The following is a 23930-nucleotide window of genomic DNA, read 5'->3' on the forward strand; positions in this document are numbered from 1 at the left end:
CAACATAATAAATTTAATTTTCTTCAGTAGTAATTGATGAATTTGTTTTAGCTTCTTCAGTTTTTATCTTACTTAATTCTGTTTGTGCTTCGGAAACCACCTCATCAAATTCTTTAAAATTCTGAATAACACTTTCCAGAATATAGGTAGCTTGAAAGGCATCTTTTAAAGCATAAAAATTCTTAGCCATCAACACCAATCCTTTTGCACTATAGTACTTATATCCTGAAAAATCTTTAGCCAATTTTTGAACTGCCGTATTGGATGCTTCAAACTTTCCATCTTTATTTTTAAAATAAGCATCAAAATATAAAGCTTCAGCAGCCATTTCACCTGTGGCTGTTTTTTCTACTTCGATATATGCTATTTTTGCCTTAGCTTCATTGCCCGTTTTCATAGCCGAACGTGCAATAATAATATTTGCATCACTCTTTATTTTGTTATCAATCTTAGAATTAGTCAGCACTTTTTCAGCATAACTAACAGCTTCGCTATAATTCTCCAACTGATAATTGGCTTTCATTAAATTGGATTGAGCAAACACCACATTTTGAGGAAAATTAGCCTCTTCTTCCAAACGTTTTAACAACGGTAATACAGTATTCCAATTTTTGTTTACTAAATAAAACTGACTTAAATTCAATAAAGCTTCCTCTGTAAATTCGCTTCTGGTAGCTTCCACCACGTATTTATAGTGTGGTGCTGCATTATCACTTAAATCCTTATTAGTGTACATTTTTGCTAAGTAAAAATGTGCTGGTAATACGTGTAATCCATTTGCAAACTGACTTAAATATCCATTAAATTGTTTAATGGCTTTATCTGTATTGTTTTCTAAATATTGCTTTTCTGCAGCTTCATAAGTTGCGTTGTCCAAATCTGCATCAGTTACATCCACATAATCAAGCGACTTTACCCACGTAGCATATTCATTTACACGCCCCAAATCAATATAAATTAAACGTGCTGTTGACACCGCTTGAACAGCCTCTGGTGTATTAGGATAATCGCCCGCCACTTTTTTAAACTTGGTTAATGCCACTTCATTTTTACTATCATTATAATATACCAACCCTTGACGTAATAAGGATTTTGGCACAAACGAACTCATCCTATACTCCGTATTTAAACGCTCGTAGGTCTGCATGGCTTTTTCAGTATTATTAACCTTTACATACGAATTCCCTAATTCATACATGGCATCATCACGAAGTTTAGATTTTTGATATTTTGAAATAAACTGCTCCAATTCTGATATTTTTTTAGAACTATTTCCTAAATATCCCACACTAATGGCTTTTTGAAAAAAAGCATAATCAGCATCAATTTCGCCTGCTTTAATTGCATTCTCATAAGCAATAATGGCTTCATCATAATTACTAGTCACAAAATGTGCATCAGCCAAACGCAAATAGGCATCGTTCAATCTGACACCTTCTGCATTGCTGTTTTTTAAAAACTGATTAAAATGCTCAATTGCTTTTGGGTAATTTTTTTGTTTAAAATATGTGTATGCTAAATTATAATCAATATTCGCTATTTCTGGTGTTAAAGCTGATTGTGCTTGTTGTTTAAACTGTTTAAATCCTATTAAAGCATCATCATAATTTGCAACATTATAATCAGATTCTGCCTTCCAAAAAGTGGCTCTAGAAGTAAACTTGGCGTCTTTAGATTCTTTTAATGATTTATTAAACAAATCTGCTGCTTCATGAAAATTATTGTCGTTATAAAGTTCTAAGCCTCTGTAAAAAGCTACTTTTTGGTAAGCAACTTTATTTTCAAAACTATTTTTACCTTCTAATAACCTTAAAGCTTCTTTATAATTTTTAGAAGTGATGTATGAATCGATTAAAAGCGTTTCTACTTCATCTTTATAGCTTGTATTAGGATATTTATCTAAATAAGCTGTTAATACCTGTGGTACCGATTGGTAAGGGTTTCCAATTTCATAACTAATTTTAGCGTAATTCAACCAAGCATCTTCTTGAATTTTTAAATCAAAATCCATTTGCGAAGCATTTCTAAATGCATTTAAAGCTTCTTGTTTTTTATTTAAATTGATATAACTTTCGCCTAAATGATAATAGGCATTTTGAGCAGTTGCATCTCTACCTCCAACAATTTTATTGAATTCGGAAATAGCTTTTTCATAATCGCCTTGCTTATAATAAGCATAACCTAATTGATAAAAATCGGTATTATTCCACTTACCTTTTTTCCCCTTATATTGAGTTAAATATGGTATGGCTTCAGCATATTGTTCTAAATTAAAATAGCTTTCGCCAATAATTTTAGAAAGTTCAGACACTTCATTGGCATCACTTTTTTTAATTTGAGTTTGAGCCAACTCAATTGCTTTTTCAAATTTCCCTAATTTAAAGTTTAAATCAGCTTGATAATAGGATAGCTTTTCTTTGTAACGCTCTTGATCTGTTACTTGTTCAAAATATGCATTAGCCGCATCGTAATCATCGCCTTCATAAGCCATAAAACCGATATAATATTTGGCTTGCGATCCATATTCTTTGGTGCTTTCTACGCGACTTAAATATTTTTTAGCATCATTATATTGTTTTGTTGAAAACGCCGAATAGCCATTATTGAAATAAAATTTATTCAGTTCGCTTCGTCCTAAAGCACTTTCATCTACTTTGTTATACCACTTTCTAGCATACGAATATTTCCCGTTTACAAAATAATAATCTGCTACATCCACATAAGCCGTATTTCGCTTGGTACTTGTTGGGTGATTTTCAACAAAATTAGTCACCAATCTATCTGCATTTTGTTGGTTTAAACGTACGGCACAATTAGCAATATAATAATCGCAATCAGACAGTAAAACTTCATCTTTAGCAGTTTTTTTAACATGCGTGAATAACGTTTGTGATGCTTGATATTGCTGATTGTTATATAGCAACAATGCTTTTTGATAATCAACTAAATCGTTGGTGTAAGATGCTGTTTGCTGTGCAGTAATTTGAAGACTAAAAGCAGCAGTAATCAATAAATAAACTATATTCTTAAAAATCATAAATGATTCGTTTTTAATTTAAAAATCAAAGGTAATTCAATATGAAATCTATAACGCAATAATCGTGCTATAATTATAAACAAGGTTATTAATATCGTAAAAAATTGAAGCTCACAAAAAGCTATTAAATGTATTTAACCCATGAATTCAAACTTTTTGCGTTTAACTTTTAACTTTCAACTTTTAAATAATACTTTTACAATACTTTAAAAACAGCTTAAATATTATGTCCACTCCTATTTTACAATTAAAAGATGCCTCTATTTATCAAGGAGATAGCTTGGTCCTTTCCAATGTCAATATTGAAGTCAACAAAGGAGATTTTGTGTATTTAATTGGAAAAACCGGTTCTGGAAAAAGTAGTTTAATGAAAATTCTTTATGGCGATTTATCATTAACAGAAGGTGAAGGACATATTGTAGAATACAATTTAAAAAATTTAAAGGAAAAAGACATTCCGTTTTTAAGACGAAAATTAGGTGTTGTTTTTCAAGATTTTAAATTATTAATTGACAGAACAATTAATGATAATTTACTATTTGTTTTGAAAGCCACAGGCTGGAAAGACAAAAAGGAAATGGCTACCAGAGTTGAAGAAGTTTTAACCAAAGTTGGCATGAAAACCAAAGGATTTAAATATCCACACGAACTTTCTGGAGGCGAGCAACAACGTATTGCTATTGCCCGCGCTTTATTAAACGACCCTGAACTCATACTTGCCGATGAGCCTACTGGTAATTTAGACCCACAAACCAGTGTAGAGGTTATGGAAGTGCTGCAACAAATCAACAAAAATGGCAATACTATTTTAATGGCTACACATGATTATGCGCTTTTATTAAAATACCCAAGCAAAACACTTAAGTGTGATGAGAATCAGGTTTATGAGGTTGTGCAACGGAAAGGATAATTATGCTATCTATATTAATACCCACATATAATTATAACACATATCCTTTAGCTGTCCAAATTGAAAATTTAGCGGTCAAATCTGGCATTCAATTTGAAATAATTTGTATTGATGATGGTTCAAATTCCATTTTAAATCATAAAAATGAAAAAATAAACACGTTAACCAACAGTCAATTTATAGCTGCAGAAAACAATGTTGGACTAAGCAATAACAGGAATGTATTGGCTCAAGCCTCTAAGTTTGATTATCTTTTATTTATTGACGGAGACTCAATTATAATTGATGATTTTTTTATTACAAATTATTTAGAAGCTATTAATAAAAATACCGATGTTGTTTACGGTGGAAGAGTTCACCCTAAAAATGTAGAATCTAACAGGAAATTACGTTGGAAATATGGCGTATATGTTGAAGATTTACCCGCATCAGTTCGAAAAAAAAACACATATAAATGTGTGTTATTTAATAATACATTGATAAAAAAAACGATATTTAATAACATAAAATTTGAAAAAAGTATTGTTAATTATGGGCATGAAGACACCGTTTTTGCATACAAAATAAACAAACTTAAATTAAGTGTTTTACATATCGACAATCCCATTTTACATGGTGATGTAGATTTTAACGAGGTGTTTTTATCTAAAACAAAGAAGTCTTTAAATAACCTAAATAGCATTTACAAAACAAATTTGGTTGACTCCAATTTCATAACGTTTTTAAAAGTATTTAATAAATTAAAACTTTTAAAACTCAACTACCTATTAGCTTATTTTTACCGTATTACCAAACCCTATTATAGGTTACAATTAACTTCAAAACATCCCTCTTTATTTGTATTCAATGTTTTTAGATTAACCTATTTTTGTAATATTAATTTAAAAAAATGATCCCTTTTTTCTCTATAATAATCCCGCTTTACAATAAGGAAAGCTACATTTACAACACATTGCTAAGTATTATAAATCAGACTCATACTGATTTTGAAGTTATTGTTATAGATGATGGGAGTACGGATGAAAGTTTTAATATAGCCTCAAAAATAAAAGACCCACGCATTCATGTTTTTCAACAAAAAAATAAAGGAGCAGCCATAACAAGAAACAATGGCATTGAGATGTCTACAGGAAAATTTATTGCTCTTTTAGATGCTGATGATTTATGGCATCCCAACCATTTGAAAGAGTTACAAAAACAAATAAACTTGTTTCCAGACGCTGGATTATACTGTAATAATTATGAAGTAAAACACCATAATGAATTTACAAAACCTGCTTCATTTAATTTTGAATATAAACAAGAATGCTTAATCATTGAAGATTTTTTTCGAGCAAACATCATCAATTTTATTGCTACCTCATCGTCTGTTGCTTTTTTAAAATCTTCATTTAAAACCATTGGAGGGTACAACCCTGAATTTGAAATAGCAGAAGACTTGGATTTATGGGTTCGTTTTGCTTTAAAATACAAAATAAGCTTCAATCCAATAATTACGATGGCATATAATTTTCATGTTAATAATAGTCTTTCAAAACAAGAAATTAACGAAATTAGATATCGCTTTATTAATCATTACTACAAAGAAGAAAAAGAAAATCCATCTTTAAAACTTTATATGGATATTAATCGATATGCTCTCGGGTTGCGATGTAAACTAAATAAAGAAAAAAGTATTTACAAAAAAGTAAAACTTGAAATAGACTACAAGAACCTCAACTGGAAACAAAGAATACTCCTAAACTCTCCAATTTTCTTATTGAAATTAGCCAGGCAATTTCAACAGTTTTCAATCAAAAACAATATTTATTTTAGTGCCTTTAAATAAATATTGTTGTTATTTATATTCAATTAACACTAAAAAAAACACATTATATTCTTTGCTTGTTCCTATGATTTTATTACATAAAATAGGTAGAAAACTTCAACTCACATTTCATGTTTCAAGAATTGCTGCCAATCTTTAGCTATGTTTTCAATGCTAAACTTATTTACACTCATTTTAGCATTATTTTTGCACTTTATATAAAGTGATTGGTTATCAATAAAACTATTAAAAGCGATTGCTAAAGCTTCCACATTATAATTGTCTACCAACAACCCATTATATTCATGTTTAATAATTTCTTTGGGCCCCGATTTACAATCTACTGAAACAACAGGGGTTCCACAAATTAAAGACTCAATTAAAACCCTTGGAAAACCTTCAAAATAACTTGTTAAAACTGTGAATTTTGCCTTTTTAACATATGGAAACGGGTTTTTTAAAAAAGAGATATGCTTTATTTTTTCTTCAAGATCCAAGTCTTTTACTTTTTTATTTAAAACACCTTCATCTTTTCCTTCCCCCACAATATATAACTTAATATTATTACTTGGTAAAGTTGATTTTTTATAAGCATTTAAAAGAAGTGTCAAATTTTTGACATTTTCCTCAATACGTCCATACCATAAAACATAGTCTTCGTTTAAGTCTATTTTTTCATTAGACTTTTCAATAATCGCATCAATTCCTGTAGCATTATATATTAAGGTACTATCAGTTAAATTATATTTTTTAGCTATAGCATCCTTAATTTCTTTACTTACCGTGACAAGTTCTGATTTGTTTTTGTACAATAACCTTGCAAGAAATTTATTCTCAGGAAAATAATAATTCAAATAAAAACTTCGTACCACGAAAATTTTTCTTTTTGCCTTAAACACAAAATTATGCAAAATATATTCTTTAATGAAAACAGGTCTTGTACGATTATCTATAATAATATCAAAATTATGCTTTTTGAAATAGCTTCGCAAAACCATCATTTTTTTGAGATTAGACAAATCAGCACCAAATTTTCTCTCTAAATTAAATAAGGTTCCTGAAAACTCATAATCTATATCGTTTTTCGTAGTTACAACATGAATTTCGTATTGAAGTTTAAAAAGCATCTGCGTAAGTATAGCAGTAGATCTTTCTGCGCCGCCTTTTGCTAACGATGTTGTGATAACACAAATTTTTTTCATTTGATAAATTTACAATTAAAGCACAATAGCGTATTATTTTAGGTTTTTGTAACTTATAAAATCATCAAAATCTCTTATATAATCAGCTTCATCAAAAACATCAGAAGCTAAAACCAAACATACGGCACCTGATGAAAAATTATCAATTTCTCTCCAAGTTCCAGAGGGAATAAGCAGACCTTTATTAGGTCTATTTAAATTTACTGTTTTTGTTTCTTTTCCATTATTTAGATGGATATCAAAACTTCCGCTTAATGCTATTAAAAATTGAGTTAAATTCTTGTGAGCATGACCACCTCGAAAAGAACCACTAGGCACATCATATAAATAATAAACTCGTTTAATTTCATATGGAATGATATCTTTTTCTATAACTGACAGGTTCCCTCTTTGATCTTCAATTTTTGGTATGTCAATAATCATACAATCTTTAATGGTAGAATCCATACTATTCTTGGTTTATAATAATCACTATAAGAAGTCTTGCTTTTTTTAAGCATTGACGACCTCTAAAATAAATAATAAATATTCAAATGGCGTATATTGCATTAAACTAATTCAATTATAAGTCATTATTTGACTTAGTATCATTTAAAAAGATTTATTTGTAAATTAATTCCTAAAAAACATGAAAATTTTATTGATAGGAGAATATAGTAGACTCCATAATTCATTAAAAGAAGGCTTGATTAAAAATGGGCACAACACACTTTTAATAGGTTCTGGTGATGGCTTTAAAAATTACCCTATTGATATTGATATTTCAGCAAAATCGAAAGAAATCCCTTTTTTGTTTTTTTTTATAAAAGTGTTTTATAGAATATTTAAAATTGATTTATCTAAAATAGAAGTCGCTTATAAGTTTTATAGAATTCTACCAAAACTTAAAGATTTTGATGTTGTTCAACTTATTAATGAAGATTGTATAAAAACCTTTTATAAAATTGAAAAATGGTTTCTAAAAAAGCTTAAAAAACAAAACAAAAAATTATTCCTTTTATCCTGTGGTACGGATTATGTAAGTGTAAAATATGCAAATGATAAAAAACCGAGATATTCTATATTAACACCTTTGCATGAAAACAATAAATTAAAAAAAAAATATAATCATATTCTGAGATATCTATCAAAACCGAATTATGAGCTCCACAAATTTTTATATCAAAATATAAATGGTGTTTTAGCATCAGATATGGATTATCATTTGCCATTAAAAAACCATCCCAAATATTTAGGGCTTATCCCTAATCCAATAAATATTGAAAATCTTGATTTTATCCCATTACAAATAACAGATAGGATTAATATTTTTCATGGCATAAATACTGAAAATGCTTATAAAAAAGGTAGTTCTCATTTTGAATCTGCATTAAAAATCATCCAGAATAAATATCCAGAAAAAGTAAATATAGTTACAACAAAAGATATTCCGTATAAAGAATATATAACTTTATATAACGAAAGTCATATTTTATTAGATCAGGTATATGGTTACGACCAAGGCTACAATGCTTTAGAAGCTATGGCAAAAGGCAAAGTAGTTTTTACAGGAGCAGAACAAGAATGGTTAGAATATTACAACTTGCAAGAAGATACCGTAGCTATAAATGCCTTACCCGATGAAAAAAAAATTGCAGAAAAATTAGAATGGCTTATTTTGAATCCTGAAAAAATTATTGAGATTTCTAAAAACGCGAGAATTTTTATTGAAAAAGAGCACAACTACATTACAGTTGCTGAGAATTACATTGAAAAATGGAAAAACTAAAACTAATTTTTAGATGCCTTTTTTTGACTGCTAAAATAATACCACACAGGCACTATAATTACTCCTAAATAAATAATACATCTATAAAAATGTGCCATTACAACACCTTCTACTCCATATTGCCCCACTAAGTATTTAGACAAATAGTAAAATAATCCAAGAGACAATAATTCTGTTACAATAAAACTTTTAACCATCTTTTTTGCTAAAAACTGATGTGCAATCACTAATGATAACAACTTAATAAAGTCTCCCAACAATTGCCATTTAAACAATGGTTCCATTCCTGTGAAATCTGGATAAATTATAGCGATAATGAAATCTCTGAACAAATAGACCAACACCATACCTAAACCAAATAAAGGGAGTATGGTTTTATAGATACTAATAATCTCCTTTTTAAAAACAGATCCGGAGTATATAGTTGCAAATTTAGGAATGACGTATAATGTAAATATAGCAGATGAAAAAGTCATATAATTTTTGGATATAAACCCCATAGCAGTCCAATAAGCTGCTTCATTAATATTCAATTTTTTTGTAATCATGGTCCGAATGTCTAACTCGATATAATTTAATAATCCTATTGAAACAATAGACATTAAGGTAAATGCTAAAATTTCTTTTGCATAAGGAGTTTTAAAAGCGAGTTTTTTTACTTTAATATTCTTTTTAAGAATAGATCCGAATACGTAAAAAATAATTCCTAACTGAATTAAAGGTGTAAGAACTATTGAAAACAGAACACCTTTTAGCTCATAATAATACAAACCTATTAAAAGAAATACAATTGAAAACACATAACTAAACAAGTCAATTTTTGCATATTTTTTGTATTCAGACAAGCCATTTATAACCCCATAAAACACTCTATTTAATCCAATAACAACAGGTAATAATGCCAATAATCGAGTGATATTAAGAAACTCTAAATCTCCAAACAATTCAATAGTAATCCATGACGCTAAAAAAAGCAAGACTAATGATGAGATAGTAGAGCCTATTATAACAAAAACGAAAGTAGTTGAGAACAAATTCTGAAGACGATGCTGATTTTCTTTATATTCTGAAACATATTTAACAACACCATTAAAAACACCTAAAGAAGAAGTACTTGTAATTATTTGGATTAAATTCCTTACCTGCCCTATTTTGGCTATCCCCACTTCACCAACGGCAACAGCCAATATTCTTTGAACCCCTAATGAAATTATTAACCTAACAGCAATCACAACGGCGTTTAAAGACGTTATTTTTAATAACAAATTATTTCTTAAAATATGTCTCAAATACTTCACAGAGGCTATCCTTTTAGATCAAACTATATATTATTTAAATTGATTTACTACTCTGACAACTTTTTCAATATCAGATTGAGCCATTACTGGGCTTATTGGCAGGCTAACAATCTTATGCTGCATGGCTTCTGTTATAGGAAATGATTTTATACTTAAATGCTTAAAAGCGTCTTGTTTATGAGGTGCAATGGGGTAATGAATGAGAGTTTCTACATTATTTTCATGTAAATAATTTGTAAAAGCTTCTCTATTATCAACTTGAATCACAAAAGCATAAAACACATGTCCTTTAGAATAATTGTAATAAGGCAGTTTTACCCGTCTGTTATTAATATTTGAAAGATAATAACTAGCAATCTCTCGACGTGTGTCATTATCAGCGTCTAAATAATTGAGTTTAATATTTAAAAATGCGGCTTGGATTTCGTCTAATCTATTATTATTTCCAATCAAATCAAAGACATATTTCTTAGATGCCCCATAATTACGGAGTTTAATAATTACATTTTTTAAATCTTCATTATTGGTAGTAATAGCTCCTGCATCACCCAATGCCCCCAAATTTTTGCTAGGATAAAAACTAAATGCTGCCGCATCTGCAAGATTTCCTGCTTTTAAATCTAATGTATTTACTGCTCCATGAGCTTGAGCTGCATCTTCTATAACAATCAAATCATTTTTTTTAGCAAAAGCACTTATCGGTTCCATATCTGCAATACAACCGTAAAGATGTACTACTAAAATGGCTTTGGTATTTGGTGTTGCTTGTTTTTTAATTTCTAAATATGAAATATTATAAGTATTAACATCAGGCTCGACCAATACTGGCTTTAACCCTGATTTCTCAATAGCAATAACGCTCGCAATAAAAGTGTTAGCAGGCACAAGAACTTCATCTCCTTTTTTCAACACACCCAACTCAAGATAAGCACTAAAAACCAATATAAGTGCATCCAAACCATTACTGGTTCCAATACAATATTTTGTACCACAATAATGAGCAAAACGCTGTTCAAAAGTTTCAACTTGATGGCCTAATATATAATGTCCCGATTCTAAAAACTCTTTAAATTTTAGACGAAACTCATCTTGAAAACGATTGTTTATTTTATATAAATCAAGAAACTTAATCATTCAATTTTAACTTAAAAAAATCTTGTAAATAAACTTTGCAACCCAACTCTTCTTTTTGCTTCAACAGCCCTTCATTATATCCTTTAATATTATTTTCTAATACCGTTCCCATAGAAAAAAAGAGCTTCCCTTCTTTTTTATATTTGTATATTAGTGATAGAAACAAGTAGTCTAATGCTCTTTGTTTTTCACCTTCTTTTGTGGTTGCACCATATTGTGATTTCACAATATACTCATTCTCAAAAACTGTTATCCCTGCTAATATTTTACTTCCTAAATAAACATCAAATTGTTTAATATTTTTCGGGAAATGTTTGTTTAAATATTCAATTTCTAATAAATTATGGACTGGTTTTACATGATGCTTTTGCATTAATCTTGGTTCTAAAACTTCGGTCCAAAACGGTAAAAAATTAGAACTTTCCTTTATTTCTAAATTTATATTACTTGCTTTTCTAAAATGTTTAAGTTTAGTTTTATGTATGGTTAATGGTTTGGCATAGTCTATTGCTAACACCATTTCTCTTTTTACCAATTCTGCTTTATTAGCCAACAAATAGCCTATTTCAGAAGCAGGAGATTTAAAATAAATATCTGGTATTTGATTTATATATAGTTCGTCAATTTTTTTTTCTTTTAAAAAAGCGCATAATTCTTCAAAAACAACAAAAACATCTTGAGTTGCTAATGTTGTTTGTAAAATCACTCCCCCGAAAGTTAAACCTTGGTGGGAATACAAACTATTATCAATAATATTAGCGGGTAAAACAGCCATCAGTTTTTCTTTTTTATAAACCATTAATGAATAGTCCTCAAATCTATCCGAATGATATTCCATAAAATCTCTATGAAAAAGAAACGTTCCATTTTTAGAATTTACTATAAAATTATTCCAATCGTTATAAAATTCTTTTTCATATTTTAATACCCTATAGTTCATCTAAAATTTTCATCTAAAGTAAGTATTTCTTCATTTAGAAAAAAGGTTAGCTTTTCTGCACCTTTTTCATTAAGATGATCGCTATCAAAAAAATCATCGTCAGTAAACTTAAAGCTATTTAATAAATTATAATAATAACAATTAATATAATTAGACTCCATTTGTTCTCCAACCGCAATGGTAGTATTCAATTGCTTCTTGTCTAAATTAGAAAAGTAACTTTTATAAACCGGAGTAGTTACTAACAGAACCTTAATATTTCTGTTATGACAATAGGTAATAATCCTTTTAAGATAATCTACATTTTCTTCATATAACTCTTGCCCATTAATTGTATGCTTTTTAGCTACTGCAATGCCAATACTATGAAGATCTTTCATGTTGTTACTTGATTTCGCATTAGTACCCCAACCTAAATTACTTGTATTTATCATGTTTTTATCTTGAATATAATACTCATAAATTCGCTTGAGATTTGTTTTAAATGCTACGCTTAAAAGTTCTGATTGGTGTATTGGTTTAAAATCTAATTGCAATCCAAAATAGATATTATAATCCTTTAACCTCCAATGTTCATTCGTTTTTTTTAATTGTTCAAACAATGAAAAATATGATAGATTTAATACCACTGTTTTTAAGTTAATTAAATCTGAGCCATGTTTTTTTAAAATTTCATAATCTATATCTAAAGACTGAGACACATTACTTAAATTATACCCATTGGAATCTAAATAATCTGGATTAATGCCATATAAACAATGTGAATTTCCTATAATTAATGTTTCTATATCTTTTGAATATTCAGCCAACCGATTTGCTTTTTTGATATAATCATTAGGTATATTTCTTAATAATATTTCTATTACTAAGCCAGCTATTAAAATTGGCATTAAAAAGAAAACTAATTTTTTACTAAATTTTATCATTTAAAACACAAAATAAATAAACTGTTATTGTTTTACTTGAAAATGAAAGATACAGAATATAAGTACATAATGCCCCACATTTATAACTCAGTTTCCAATGACTTGATTTTTTTCAATAGCAAAAACATTTTCCCTGCCTAACCATTCTGTCATTGAAAAAAGATTATCATAATTACTAATATAATTGCATCTAATCTGTTCCAAAGTTAAGTACTAAATACAATGAACTTGATAAGATTTTAGACAAATAATGAATAGTATGATTAAAATTTTGAATTTAAAGATAGTTTAAGAAAAAAACAGTAATACAGAAAAGTTAAAGCTATTAAATCTACCTTTATAAGGATGGCACTAATTTTTCATGAGCGACATTATTAGCATACTTTCTATTTATTTTAAAAAGCAATGACCATAAAAAGCAAAAAGCATGCAATAAACGCCAAACTATAAAACACCCATTAGCTCCATATCAAAACCCTCCTACAAAAAAACTATTATACAATTCTAACAGTTAACCCTATATTTACTTTTAAACCTCCTAATAAAAATAAACATAATCTCTGACCCAACTTGATAATAATAATTTTGCCACCGACTCCAAAAAACCGCTCGTAAATGTAGAAAAACAAGGAAAAGTAAAGTTTTTAGTTAATTAAAGCTATTAAAATTATAAAATATTTTATAATTTTAATTTTATCCTTGCAAGTATCTATAGTAAACTCATTATTTGAAGGGTATAGAAACTATTGGTGAAAATATTGTAAAATCAATAGAATTAAATAACCAGATTAAGTAGCTCACTTATTTAATGTAAATAAATTTCACATTAAAACTCAAAAACAACTGTAATCAAAATACATGTAAAAAGAAAGATATTGCCTGAGTATAATTTCAGATATAAAATTATTTTTCAATCTTATCAATATCTACTCCAAAAAGCGAGCTCCCAAAAATTAACAAAATGACTGCATAGTACATTAGGTAACTTACAAAATGACCTATAACAGCACCTTCTACACCATATAAATCAATAAAAAAAATACTTGTTAAATATAAAATCACAACCAAAAATGTTTCAGTAATAATATAATGCCAAAACATTTTTTTTGCTAAAAACTGATAAGCAATTACAATAGACAACACTTTAACAAAATCACCCAAAAGTTGCCATAAAAACAAATCTTCAACTGACTCAAACTCACTTGAAAAAACAATAGATACAATAATCGATTTTGATAAATAGATAAGCAATAATCCAATTCCAAATACAGGTACAACCGCTTTATAAAAACCAAAAACTTCTTTTCTAAACTCTATAACACTGTCAATTTCTGTAAGTCTTGGTAAGATATAAAGAGCTATTAAAGAGCTTACTAACATTAAATAATAATGAGATATTCTTGTCATGGCCTCCCAAAAACCAGCTTCTTTATAACCTATTTCATCAATAATATACGAACGAATAGCTAATGCTACCAATGGTAAAATAATGGCTGAAAACAAGGCCATTACTGAATGTGTTCGCATACTCTTTAAATAGCTAAAACTAATTTGAGATACTTTAATTAAAGGCACCAAACTACGTCTATTTATAATACCTACCAATGTAATTAAGAACATTAAAGATTCAGCAATAACAACAGATATAAGTGCACCTTCAATTTTATTCTGATAAATTAAAAGTAATGTGATAAAAACCCCTAAAATTTGACCAATTATATTTATTATAATCAGGATTTTATACTTTGAAAAGCCATTCATAATAGCGAATGAAAACATATTCAAAGAAAAAAATGGTAATACAATAGCAAAAACCCTTATAACATATGCATAATCGTTATAAGTAGGAAATATAATATCATTTATAAATTCTGCTTTAAAATAACAGAATATGGAAACTAAAATAGTTGCAATAAAACCAACGTAAAAAACGGTAGAAACAGATTTACTTAACTTAACTACATCATCTTTAAACTCAGCAATGTGTTTTACAAAACCATCATAAAACCCAATTATAGCAATATTTTGAAACGCTTTTGTAAAGTTTCGAAGGTTTCCAATTAATGCCATGCCTTCTGCTCCTATAAAAATGGCTATGGCTTTTGATGTTAATAAACCAGCAATCATACGTGTAAATACAGCTGCCGTTTTTAATGACGTAACTTTAACCAACACGTGATTATTTATATAGTCTAATAGTTTTTTCAATTTTAAAATTTCCCTCTTTTATTATGAATACTATTTTTTATTATATGAACAATCCAAATATACAAATCATCTAACGTTTTGATACTAATAATAGTATCTAGATTGCTAAATCTAAAAATATTGCTTTAATAGTTAACTTTTATTTTTGTATTTCAACAAATAATAAAGGTTTATACAAGCTATTATTATGTTTGTAATAATAACAGGTTTTGAAATGGGCTGAAGTAAAAAGCCATAAAACACAAATAGTAAACTCCCAACGGAGTTTACTATTCGTAATTTGATTATTGATGCCATTAAGAATGAAATTAAAACGGTTGCCATAGCGGCATACCCAATCCATTCTATAACTGAAATTCCAAGGAATTCCACTTAACTATATTGATTTGTTTCGCTTACGCTCAACTTCAGTTAAATAAATTTTACGTAAACGTAAAAAATTAGGAGTAACCTCAACATACTCATCCTTTTGAATATACTCTAAAGCTTCTTCCAATGAAAACTTAATAGCAGGTACAATTTTAGCCTTATCATCAGCTCCAGAAGAACGTACATTACTCAATTTTTTAGTTTTAGTTACGTTAACGGTCATATCATCACCACGAGAGTTTTCACCAATAACTTGACCTTCATAAATATCTTCACCTGGATCTACAAAAAACTTACCTCTATCTTGTAATTTATCAATAGAATAAGGAATGGCTTGCCCTTTTTCCATAGACACTAAAGAACCATTTTGACGTTCAGGAATCCCTCCTTTTAAAGGTTGATATTCTTTGAAACGATGAGCCATTATAGCTTCACCTGCAGTAGCCGTTAACAATTGGTTTCTTAATCCAATAATACCTCTAGAAGGCACAATAAATTCACAAACCATTCGATCTCCTTTGGCTTCCATACTTAACATTTCTCCTTTACGCAAAGTTACCATTTCAATAGCTTTCCCAGATACTGTTTCTGGCAAATCAATGGTCATTTCCTCTACAGGCTCACATTTTACGCCATCAATTTCTTTAATGATTACCTGTGGTTGCCCTATTTGAAGTTCATACCCTTCACGGCGCATGGTTTCAATTAAAACTGATAAATGCAATACACCACGACCAAACACCATAAATTTATCAGCACTGTCTGTTTCTTCAACACGAAGTGCTAAATTCTTTTCTAATTCCTTTTTTAAACGATCTTTTATGTGACGAGACGTTACAAATTTTCCGTCCTTACCAAAAAATGGTGAATCGTTAATGGTAAATAGCATACTCATCGTTGGTTCGTCAATTGCAATGGTTTTTAAACCTTCAGGATTTTCCCAATCAGCAACAGTATCACCAATTTCAAAACCTTCTAAACCAACAATAGCACAAATATCTCCAGTTTGAACTTCTTCTACTTTTAAACGACCTAAACCTTCAAAAACGTGAAGTTCTTTAATTTTATTTTTAACTATTGAACCATCCCTTTTTACCAAAGAAATATTTTGTCCAACTTTTAGTTCTCCACGAGTTAAACGCCCAATAGCAATTCGCCCTGTAAATGAAGAAAAGTCTAAAGAGGTAATTAACATTTGTGTTGTTCCTGTTTCTATTTTTGGTTCAGGAATATGCTCAATAACCATATCTAATAATGGCTCAATATTTTCGGTTTGGTTTTTCCAATCATCACTCATCCAGTTATTCTTAGCAGAACCATAAACCGTTGGAAAATCTAATTGCCACTCCTCTGCACCTAATTCAAACATTAAATCGAAAACTTTTTCGTGCACCTCATCTGGCGTACAGTTCTCTTTATCTACTTTATTTACTACCACGCATGGTTTCAAACCTAAATCAATTGCCTTTTGTAATACAAAACGTGTTTGTGGCATTGGACCTTCAAAAGCATCAACTAATAACAATACACCATCTGCCATATTCAAAACACGCTCTACTTCACCTCCAAAATCGGCGTGACCAGGTGTATCAATAATATTAATTTTTGTGTCTTTATAAATTACAGATACGTTTTTAGAAGTAATGGTAATACCTCTTTCTCGCTCCAAATCATTATTATCAAGTATTAAATCACCAGTATTTTCATTTTCACGGAATAATTGACAGTGGTACATAATCTTATCAACCAAAGTTGTTTTTCCGTGGTCAACGTGAGCAATAATTGCAATGTTTTTGATATTAGCCATATATAATGCTTTTTTTTAGCGTGCAAATGTACGCATATTTTAAAAAAACATAGATTTTATTTCATTTTTTAGTTAATAATATGTTATAATACACTTTGTTAAAAACTTTTATTAATTAACTCTCGTTAAATATATATAGAAACATAAATGTTTTAATATCATTTTCTTTAAATCAAATACAATGAAAGTTATTAATAGCAACACCAAATTTATACCTTATTTATATTTTCTCTCTATAGTTGCCTATTGGTTTACTGTGGTTAACAGAAGCGAAGGCATTACTGCTTATCCTATTTTATTATTTGGTATTCCATTTTTATGGCAACTTATAAAACCTAATAAAAAATTGAATTTTATTTTAGGCATTTCCTTTGTATGTCTATCATCTTATATGATACTGGCCTGGCTATCTAATTTTTTTAATATCATTTCATTTTCTAATATTGGAAAGCAAGTTGTAATTTTTGCTATTGTAAGTTTTATAATGGCTTTATGGATGATAAGAAATAGTTTAAAAGAAAATATTTAATATGTAACTTTGCGTCTTAAAATCATAAAAGCTATGACGCTTCAAGACATTCCGAAAATAAAAAACACCAATTCAAATAATTTTTTTCTTTTGTGTGGCCCTTGTGCTATTGAAGGTGAAGATATGGCTCTTAAAATTGCTGAGAAAGTGGTTACTATCACTAACAAATTAGAAATTCCATATATATTTAAAGGAAGTTTTAAAAAAGCAAACCGAAGTAGAATTGATAGTTTTACGGGTATTGGTGATGAAAATGCTTTAAAAATTTTAAGAAAGGTTTCTGAAACTTTTGATGTCCCTACGGTGACAGATATCCATGAAATTAGTGATGCGCACTTAGCTGCCCAATATGTTGATGTATTACAAATTCCCGCTTTTTTGGTGCGTCAAACCGATTTGGTAGTGGCTGCTGCAAAAACTGGTAAAGTTGTCAACTTGAAAAAAGGGCAATTTATGAGTCCAGAAGCCATGAAGCACGCCGTACAAAAAGTAAAAGACGCGGGTAGTGATAAAGCTTGGATAACCGATAGAGGCACCATGTTTGGCTATCAAGATATGATAGTTGATTTTCGTGGCATACCAACCATGCGACAATATGCTCCTACTATTTTAGATGTTACACATTCTTTACAACAACCCAATCAAACGGCAGGTGTTACAGGTGGTAGACCCGATATGATTGAAACTATTGCTCGTGCAGGAATTGTTAACAATGTAGATGGATTATTCATAGAAACTCATTTTGACCCAGCCAATGCAAAAAGTGATGGGGCTAATATGTTGCATCTAGATAATTTAGAAAAATTATTAACAAATTTGGTTGCCATTAGAAAAACAATTCAATCCCTGTAATAAGTATTTTCAATAAAAAAACCTATTTCCAGAATTTTTTTCCCTGATTTCATATGTTTCTTTAACGACAGCTGTTAATACATCGTCATTTATGGCTTCTATAGATTCATACCGTAAAGACTTTATCATTTTGCGTCCATCCGCTGTCATAAACTCCTGAAAAACGGTTAAGTGAGTGGCATTCCAAAAACCGACATCTACATAATCCTTCGTTTGATTTAAATAGCAAATAGGTCGTTTATCTACATAAAAAAAAGGCGTTTTCCATTTAAACAACAACTCTGCATTTAGTAAAGCTTGCTCAATAATCATTTGCAAATGCAATAAATCATCTCGTTTTATTTCATTGAGTGGCTTATCCGGAATACTCGCAGGCACTTATGCATTAATGAGTGTGGCTGTAGTATATTGGCTGGTTACAACTTACAGTAACGGTATATTAATTTTAGATGGACAAATATTTCGATTAGTCATCCTAATCTTAGCACTTGTGTCTCTTTTAAGCATTGTTACTGGTGTGATTTTAACGACCCAAAAAGCAAAAAAACGAAGCTAAAATTTGGGATAACACTTCCAAACGTTTGGTCATCAATTTCTTAATTCCTTTAATAGCTGGAGGACTGTATATTTTGATAATTTTAAGTAATGGGGAATATGGACAAACAGGTGGTTTGATGCTTATTTTTTATGGATTAGCATTAGTTAACGCTTCTAAATATAGCATTGGCAATATTAGATATTTAGGTTACATAGAAATTGTTTTAGGCTTAATTGCCACATTACTTCCAGGATATGGATTCTAGCTGTGGGTTATAGCTTTTGGTATTATGCACATTATTTATGGAACCTGGATGCATTTTAAATATAACGAACCATTTACATACACCTATTTTGAATTAAAAAGTGAGTACAATAACAAACATAAATAAAGTTTTTGATCATCGTATTAGATTAGGCATAATGTCAATTCTGATGGTGAACGAGTATACCAATTTTAATATGTTGAAAGAGTTATCTAATTTAGGTCGTATTTTTTTTGACTACCCCCATACAAATCAACAACCTACAAACCGGCCATTATTTTATATTCTACCTCATGCACTTTTAGTAATAGGTTTATTACTTTCAATCTTTATAAATATTGTCAAATTCAAACAATTTGATATAGCCATAATATTAATGGCTCTTTTTTCTGTTGTGTATATAGGTGGTATCAGCTTACTATCGTCTTACAATCAGTTTATATTTCCTATTTTGCCAATATTACTTATTTGGATAAGCTATACCCTTAATAACTATGTAATATTTAAAATAAATCTGTTTAGTCTTAAAAAATAACACCTTTCTATAGTTATCAACTACCAGATAAACACAACACGAGCTACTAGCCTATTTTATAGATGTCTCTGATTTTTTATAATAAAAAAAAGCTAATTATAAATCCCTATTTTTTTCTTGTAATTTCCTGACAATTGACGCTGCTCTATTTCTACTTAAAACTCTTGGTAAACCAGCTAAAAACTTATTAAAAGCCCCTGGTACAGCCACTATTTTCCCATTATGCATGGCCTTATAACCAAAGGCAGCAACTTCTTTTGCACATGCCATGTTAAATGCTATTTTATTATCTGATGAACTACTCCCTGACACCACTTCTTGAAACGATGTTTTTGTAGGCCCTGGACATAATACAGTAGCCGATACCCCGGTTCCTTTTAACTCATTAGAAATAGCTTGAGAAAACGACAACATATAAGCCTTTGATGCATAATAAATAGACATTAAAGGACCTGGCTGAAAACCTGCCAAAGATGATAAATTTAAAATTTTACCCGAATTTCGCTCTAACATACCCACGATTATAAGTTTTATTAAATGGGTCGCTGTTATGACATGCAACTGCAACATTTGCATTTCGCGTTCCCAATTCGTTTCCGAAAACTTTCCGAACAATCCAAAACCAGCATTATTTACTAAAACATCTATAGAAACGTTGCTAATATGATTGAAAACATCTTGCGCAGCAGTAGGTTCGCTTAAATCTTTTACGATGAGTGTTATTTCAGTTTTATTTACTTTTAAAATCTCTTTTTTTGCCACTTCTAAATTAGTAGCATCAACATCAACTAATATAAGATTATAATCATCTTTTGCTAACAATAACGATAACTCAAGACCCAAACCAGAAGCTGCTCCGGTTACTAAAGCATTTTTAGACATCTTGGTTTATTATTAAAAAAATTAAATGATAGGTTTTCATCTTTCTCGGTTTTTGCAATCTGGAAGACATACTTAATATGTACTATTTATTCTTTGATAGATTTTGAATGGTTGCAAAATAACATCTTTTTTAACTATTTTAAAAAGGAAGTGACGGACTTTTATTATAATTCATATGGAACCTTTGTTTTATTCTTAAAAAATTGCTTACTGACAATGATAGCTTTGGCATAAATTTTGAATTTATATATGAGTTTGAAAGCTAATACAAACTTTATTGGTAACTTTGCTCCCCGAATTTATCGCAGAAGTAATATCCTTTTATTAATAGTTAAGTTTAGCTAAAGAAAAGAACAAGGATATACCAAAAAGCCGGCTATTTAACCCTGAGTATAGTCTAAGGGTTAGAAAACGCTCATTTTTTTGTATAAATTTGATAACAATTAAAGTAATAAATACTATTCATTAAAATATTGGGGTCGACTGGTTTTGACAGCGAGATTAATTGAACGGTAAGCACGTGGTGTAATGATTTTGAAACACCTAAAAGACTAAATCAAACTTTAAACGGCGAGAATAACTACGCTTTAGCTGCATAATTCGAATTATAGTAGAATTAGCCTCGGTACACAAGGTGTACAAGCTTTATGTCTCCGGAAAGCCTTGATTGACGGCGTTCCATTTTGAGGCATCGTAAATGTCAATATAGTTTAAGCAGTGCTTTGTTGCTTTTACGAAACTTAAGAAGCTAAGTTAAAAGTGGGTTGTCTTTAACCAGCTTTTAATCGAAAACTCAAGAAAAGAATAAACGTGTAGAAAGCTCTTTGGTTACTTGTTTGGACGAGAGTTCGATTCTCTCCGACTCCACAAAAACCTGTAAACAAACAATTTACAGGTTTTTTTTATTTTACTATTATCCAGAAAAATAAACATAACAATACATTTACATTCCAATTGAACATATGAATATATATACTTTAAATTTATATCATAAAAACAAAACAATATGACAACAGATGAAGTTGCCAAAAATACTTCAATAATTGAAAGGTATGATATTTCAATTATTGAACCTCTAAATTGGTGGATAGGTTTTAAGAACCAGACGCTACAACTTTTGGTACATCATTCAAATATTTCAGAAAGGACTCCTGTTATTTTTCATGAAGGTGTTTCCATTGAAAAAGTACATCTTGCTGATAGCCCTAACTACCTATTCATAGATTTGGTTATTTCTGAATTAACCAAAGCTGGGAAATTTAATATTATTTTCAAACAAGATAAAAAAGAAGATTTAATACATACATATGAATTAAAATCAAGAGAAAAACCTTCAGAAGACTATATTGGTTTTGATAGTAGTGATGCTATTTACTTAATTACACCTGATAGATTTGCTAATGGAAACCCTAATAATGATATTATTGAAATTCTAAATGAAAAAACCATAGACAGAAACAACAACAATTCAAGACATGGAGGAGACATATTAGGCATTATCAATCATTTAAACTATATTGAAGATTTAGGTTTTACTGCTATTTGGCCCACCCCATTGCTTACAAATGATATGTATCAAAGCTCTTATCATGGGTATGCTATAACCAATTTTTATCAAATCGACCCTCGTTTTGGCTGTTTAGAAGATTACAAAACATTATCACTTAAAATGTCTGAAAAAGGTATGAAATTAATAATGGACCAGGTGGTCAATCATTGTGGTTTAGAGCATTGGTGGATGAAAGATTTACCATTTAAAAATTGGATAAATCATCAAGAAAATTACATAAAAAACAAGGATAATTGGGATGACAGCAAAGGTATTATTACAAGCCATAGACGAACCACTAATCAAGATATTTATGCATCTGAAATCGATAAAAATGATATGAGTGAAGGTTGGTTTGTTTCAGCAATGCCTGATTTAAATCAACGCAATCCATTTATGGCAAAATATACCATTCAAAATAGTATTTGGTGGATTGAAACTGCCAATTTAGGAGGTATTCGTCAAGACACATACTCGTATCCTGATAAAAATTTTATGAGTCGTTGGGCTGGAGACATCATGAACGAATACCCAAACTTTAGTATAGTTGGAGAAGAATGGACCAACAACCCATTATTAATTGCATATTGGCAACAAGGCAATCCAAATAGAGATGGTTACAATTCTAATTTAAAATCTCCAATGGATTTTGCTATGCAAGAAAAAATTGTGAGTAGTCTAAATCAAGAAGAATCTTGGGACTCTGGCTTTATTGAAATATACAAGGCTTTAGCTAATGATTTTGCTTATGTAAACCCAAAAGATATTGTAGTTTTTCCTGACAATCATGATATGAGTCGCATCTTTACGCAACTTAACGGAGATGTTGCCCATACTAAAATGGCTATCAGCTACCTATGTGTATTGCCACGTATTCCACAAATATATTATGGCACTGAAATTTTAATGAATGATTTTGATAACCCTGGAAATCACGGACTTATTCGTTCCGATTTCCCCGGCGGCTGGAGTAATGATAATGTTAATGCATTTACTGGCAAAGGTTTAACTGACACTCAAAAAGACATGCAAATCTATATTAAAAAGCTTTTAAATTACAGAAAAAGCAGTAAAGCTATTCACAAAGGAAAAACCATTCATTTCACTCCCAACAACGGAATCTATTTACTGTTCAGAATCTTGAACAATGAAATAGTAATTCATATTATGAATAAAAATAATACTCCAGTTAAATTGAATTTATTAAGGTTTAATGAAATCGGTTTAAAAGGTAGAGCCGTTAAAAACATAATAACAAATTATCAGTTTTTCTGGGGAAATAATATCACCCTGACCCAAAAAGGAAGTACCATTCTATCTACTAAATTAAAGTAAGTCACTACTTGGTAATACTAATTTAAAAAGACATATTCA

Annotated in this window: 19 protein-coding genes, 1 other RNA gene and 1 pseudogene; 10 read left to right on the top strand and 11 right to left on the bottom strand. The window is 29.6% G+C overall.

The features are described 5' to 3' along the window. Nucleotides 1–13: 13 nt before the first annotated feature. A complete protein-coding gene (locus tag APS56_RS05725; protein WP_054725843.1) occupies nt 14–3037 on the bottom strand; it encodes a tetratricopeptide repeat protein in 3024 nt (1007 codons plus the stop codon). Between the two features lie 226 nt (nt 3038–3263). Here APS56_RS05725 and APS56_RS05730 point away from each other — a divergent pair, with 226 nt between their 5' ends. From APS56_RS05730 to APS56_RS05740, 3 genes are read left to right on the top strand one after another with little or no spacing between them, the layout of a single operon-like run. Beyond that, complete coding sequence (locus APS56_RS05730) at nt 3264–3947, top strand: cell division ATP-binding protein FtsE (RefSeq protein WP_054725846.1); 684 nt, start codon at nt 3264–3266, stop codon at nt 3945–3947. A 2-nt stretch (nt 3948–3949) separates the two neighbouring features. Next, a complete protein-coding gene (locus tag APS56_RS05735; RefSeq protein WP_054725849.1) occupies nt 3950–4840 on the top strand; it encodes a glycosyltransferase family 2 protein in 891 nt (296 codons plus the stop codon). Beyond that, a complete protein-coding gene (locus APS56_RS05740) occupies nt 4837–5775 on the top strand; it encodes a glycosyltransferase family 2 protein (protein ID WP_054725852.1) in 939 nt (312 codons plus the stop codon). Before APS56_RS05735 ends, APS56_RS05740 begins: the two co-directional genes overlap by 4 nt. 101 nt (nt 5776–5876) lie before the next feature. Here the strand turns inward: APS56_RS05740 and APS56_RS05745 are convergent, their stop codons facing one another. Together APS56_RS05745 and APS56_RS05750 are read right to left on the bottom strand one after the other, a co-directional pair. Further along, on the bottom strand, nt 5877–6956 hold the full coding sequence (locus APS56_RS05745; RefSeq protein WP_054725856.1) for a glycosyltransferase: 1080 nt from the start codon (nt 6954–6956) through the stop codon (nt 5877–5879). Between the two features lie 33 nt (nt 6957–6989). Further along, nucleotides 6990–7403, bottom strand: a complete 414-nt coding sequence (locus APS56_RS05750) for a sugar 3,4-ketoisomerase (protein WP_054725859.1) — start codon at nt 7401–7403, stop codon at nt 6990–6992. Between the two features lie 181 nt (nt 7404–7584). On the opposite strand from APS56_RS05750, the gene APS56_RS05755 reads away from it, so the two are divergent. Next, nucleotides 7585–8724, top strand: coding sequence for a glycosyltransferase (locus tag APS56_RS05755; RefSeq protein WP_054725862.1), 1140 nt, complete (start codon nt 7585–7587; stop codon nt 8722–8724). Between the two features lie 2 nt (nt 8725–8726). Here the strand turns inward: APS56_RS05755 and APS56_RS05760 are convergent, their stop codons facing one another. The 6 genes from APS56_RS05760 to typA form a co-directional block, all read right to left on the bottom strand. Then, on the bottom strand, nt 8727–10022 hold the full coding sequence (locus tag APS56_RS05760; RefSeq protein WP_236778467.1) for an O-antigen translocase: 1296 nt from the start codon (nt 10020–10022) through the stop codon (nt 8727–8729). Between the two features lie 30 nt (nt 10023–10052). Beyond that, nucleotides 10053–11156 carry a DegT/DnrJ/EryC1/StrS family aminotransferase gene (locus APS56_RS05765; RefSeq protein ID WP_054725868.1) on the bottom strand — a complete coding sequence of 368 codons (1104 nt, stop codon included), beginning with the start codon at nt 11154–11156 and terminating at the stop codon, nt 10053–10055. Next, entirely contained in the window at nt 11149–12096 is a 948-nt protein-coding gene (locus APS56_RS05770; RefSeq protein ID WP_054725871.1) for a hypothetical protein, read from the bottom strand. Before APS56_RS05770 ends, APS56_RS05765 begins: the two co-directional genes overlap by 8 nt. Continuing rightward, nucleotides 12093–12986 (bottom strand): hypothetical protein, encoded by an 894-nt coding sequence (locus APS56_RS05775; protein ID WP_157757614.1) that lies wholly within the window; start codon nt 12984–12986, stop codon nt 12093–12095. The genes APS56_RS05770 and APS56_RS05775 overlap by 4 nt, the downstream gene beginning before the upstream one ends. A 939-nt stretch (nt 12987–13925) precedes the next feature. Then, a complete protein-coding gene (locus APS56_RS05780; protein ID WP_054725877.1) occupies nt 13926–15230 on the bottom strand; it encodes an O-antigen translocase in 1305 nt (434 codons plus the stop codon). 376 nt (nt 15231–15606) lie between these two features. Continuing rightward, nucleotides 15607–17406 (bottom strand): translational GTPase TypA, encoded by a 1800-nt coding sequence (gene typA, locus APS56_RS05785; RefSeq protein ID WP_054725880.1) that lies wholly within the window; start codon nt 17404–17406, stop codon nt 15607–15609. A gap of 181 nt (nt 17407–17587) precedes the next feature. On the opposite strand from typA, the gene APS56_RS05790 reads away from it, so the two are divergent. Both APS56_RS05790 and kdsA read left to right on the top strand, forming a co-directional pair. Then, the gene (locus APS56_RS05790) at nt 17588–17935 is read left to right on the top strand and encodes a hypothetical protein (protein WP_054725883.1); all 348 of its coding nucleotides are present in this window, start codon (nt 17588–17590) and stop codon (nt 17933–17935) included. Between the two features lie 33 nt (nt 17936–17968). Continuing rightward, nucleotides 17969–18787 carry a 3-deoxy-8-phosphooctulonate synthase gene (gene kdsA / locus APS56_RS05795; protein ID WP_054725885.1) on the top strand — a complete coding sequence of 273 codons (819 nt, stop codon included), beginning with the start codon at nt 17969–17971 and terminating at the stop codon, nt 18785–18787. Nucleotides 18788–18796: 9 nt separating this feature from the next. On the opposite strand, the gene APS56_RS05800 is transcribed toward kdsA, so the two are convergent. Then, nucleotides 18797–19165 carry a DUF1801 domain-containing protein gene (locus APS56_RS05800; protein WP_054725887.1) on the bottom strand — a complete coding sequence of 123 codons (369 nt, stop codon included), beginning with the start codon at nt 19163–19165 and terminating at the stop codon, nt 18797–18799. Between the two features lie 203 nt (nt 19166–19368). Here APS56_RS05800 and APS56_RS17240 point away from each other — a divergent pair, with 203 nt between their 5' ends. Both APS56_RS17240 and APS56_RS17145 read left to right on the top strand, forming a co-directional pair. Then, on the top strand, nt 19369–19590 hold the full coding sequence (locus APS56_RS17240) for a hypothetical protein (RefSeq protein ID WP_349267882.1): 222 nt from the start codon (nt 19369–19371) through the stop codon (nt 19588–19590). 100 nt (nt 19591–19690) lie between these two features. Beyond that, nucleotides 19691–19801 (top strand): annotated as a pseudogene (locus APS56_RS17145) (transcriptional regulator); the annotation flags it as partial. A 420-nt stretch (nt 19802–20221) separates the two neighbouring features. On the opposite strand, the gene APS56_RS05815 reads toward APS56_RS17145, so the two are convergent. Next, nucleotides 20222–21007, bottom strand: a complete 786-nt coding sequence (locus APS56_RS05815) for an SDR family NAD(P)-dependent oxidoreductase (RefSeq protein ID WP_054725893.1) — start codon at nt 21005–21007, stop codon at nt 20222–20224. Nucleotides 21008–21482: 475 nt separating this feature from the next. Here APS56_RS05815 and ssrA point away from each other — a divergent pair. Both ssrA and APS56_RS05820 read left to right on the top strand, forming a co-directional pair. Continuing rightward, nucleotides 21483–21877, top strand: a transfer-messenger RNA (tmRNA) gene (gene ssrA, locus APS56_RS16740). 136 nt (nt 21878–22013) lie between these two features. Then, on the top strand, nt 22014–23891 hold the full coding sequence (locus APS56_RS05820) for a glycoside hydrolase family 13 protein (RefSeq protein WP_054725896.1): 1878 nt from the start codon (nt 22014–22016) through the stop codon (nt 23889–23891). Nucleotides 23892–23930: the final 39 nt, after the last annotated feature.

Origin of the sequence: Pseudalgibacter alginicilyticus (assembly GCF_001310225.1) — a bacterium.
GTDB classification, from domain to species: Bacteria; Bacteroidota; Bacteroidia; order Flavobacteriales; family Flavobacteriaceae; genus Pseudalgibacter; species Pseudalgibacter alginicilyticus.

Bases quoted from the DNA above. Each gene is read 5' to 3' on its own strand.
- APS56_RS05775 (WP_157757614.1), bottom strand. From the start codon at position 12,986: ATGCCAATTTTAATAGCTGGCTTAGTAATAGAAATATTATTAAGAAAT.
- APS56_RS05750 (WP_054725859.1), bottom strand. From the start codon at position 7,403: ATGGATTCTACCATTAAAGATTGTATGATTATTGACATACCAAAAATT.
- APS56_RS05815 (WP_054725893.1), bottom strand. From the start codon at position 21,007: ATGTCTAAAAATGCTTTAGTAACCGGAGCAGCTTCTGGTTTGGGTCTT.
- APS56_RS05740 (WP_054725852.1), top strand. From the start codon at position 4,837: ATGATCCCTTTTTTCTCTATAATAATCCCGCTTTACAATAAGGAAAGC.
- APS56_RS05735 (WP_054725849.1), top strand. From the start codon at position 3,950: ATGCTATCTATATTAATACCCACATATAATTATAACACATATCCTTTA.
- APS56_RS05770 (WP_054725871.1), bottom strand. From the start codon at position 12,096: ATGAACTATAGGGTATTAAAATATGAAAAAGAATTTTATAACGATTGG.
- APS56_RS05820 (WP_054725896.1), top strand. From the start codon at position 22,014: ATGACAACAGATGAAGTTGCCAAAAATACTTCAATAATTGAAAGGTAT.
- APS56_RS05725 (WP_054725843.1), bottom strand. From the start codon at position 3,037: ATGATTTTTAAGAATATAGTTTATTTATTGATTACTGCTGCTTTTAGT.
- APS56_RS05790 (WP_054725883.1), top strand. From the start codon at position 17,588: ATGAAAGTTATTAATAGCAACACCAAATTTATACCTTATTTATATTTT.
- APS56_RS05730 (WP_054725846.1), top strand. From the start codon at position 3,264: ATGTCCACTCCTATTTTACAATTAAAAGATGCCTCTATTTATCAAGGA.
- typA (WP_054725880.1), bottom strand. From the start codon at position 17,406: ATGGCTAATATCAAAAACATTGCAATTATTGCTCACGTTGACCACGGA.
- APS56_RS05765 (WP_054725868.1), bottom strand. From the start codon at position 11,156: ATGATTAAGTTTCTTGATTTATATAAAATAAACAATCGTTTTCAAGAT.
- APS56_RS05745 (WP_054725856.1), bottom strand. From the start codon at position 6,956: ATGAAAAAAATTTGTGTTATCACAACATCGTTAGCAAAAGGCGGCGCA.
- APS56_RS05755 (WP_054725862.1), top strand. From the start codon at position 7,585: ATGAAAATTTTATTGATAGGAGAATATAGTAGACTCCATAATTCATTA.
- kdsA (WP_054725885.1), top strand. From the start codon at position 17,969: ATGACGCTTCAAGACATTCCGAAAATAAAAAACACCAATTCAAATAAT.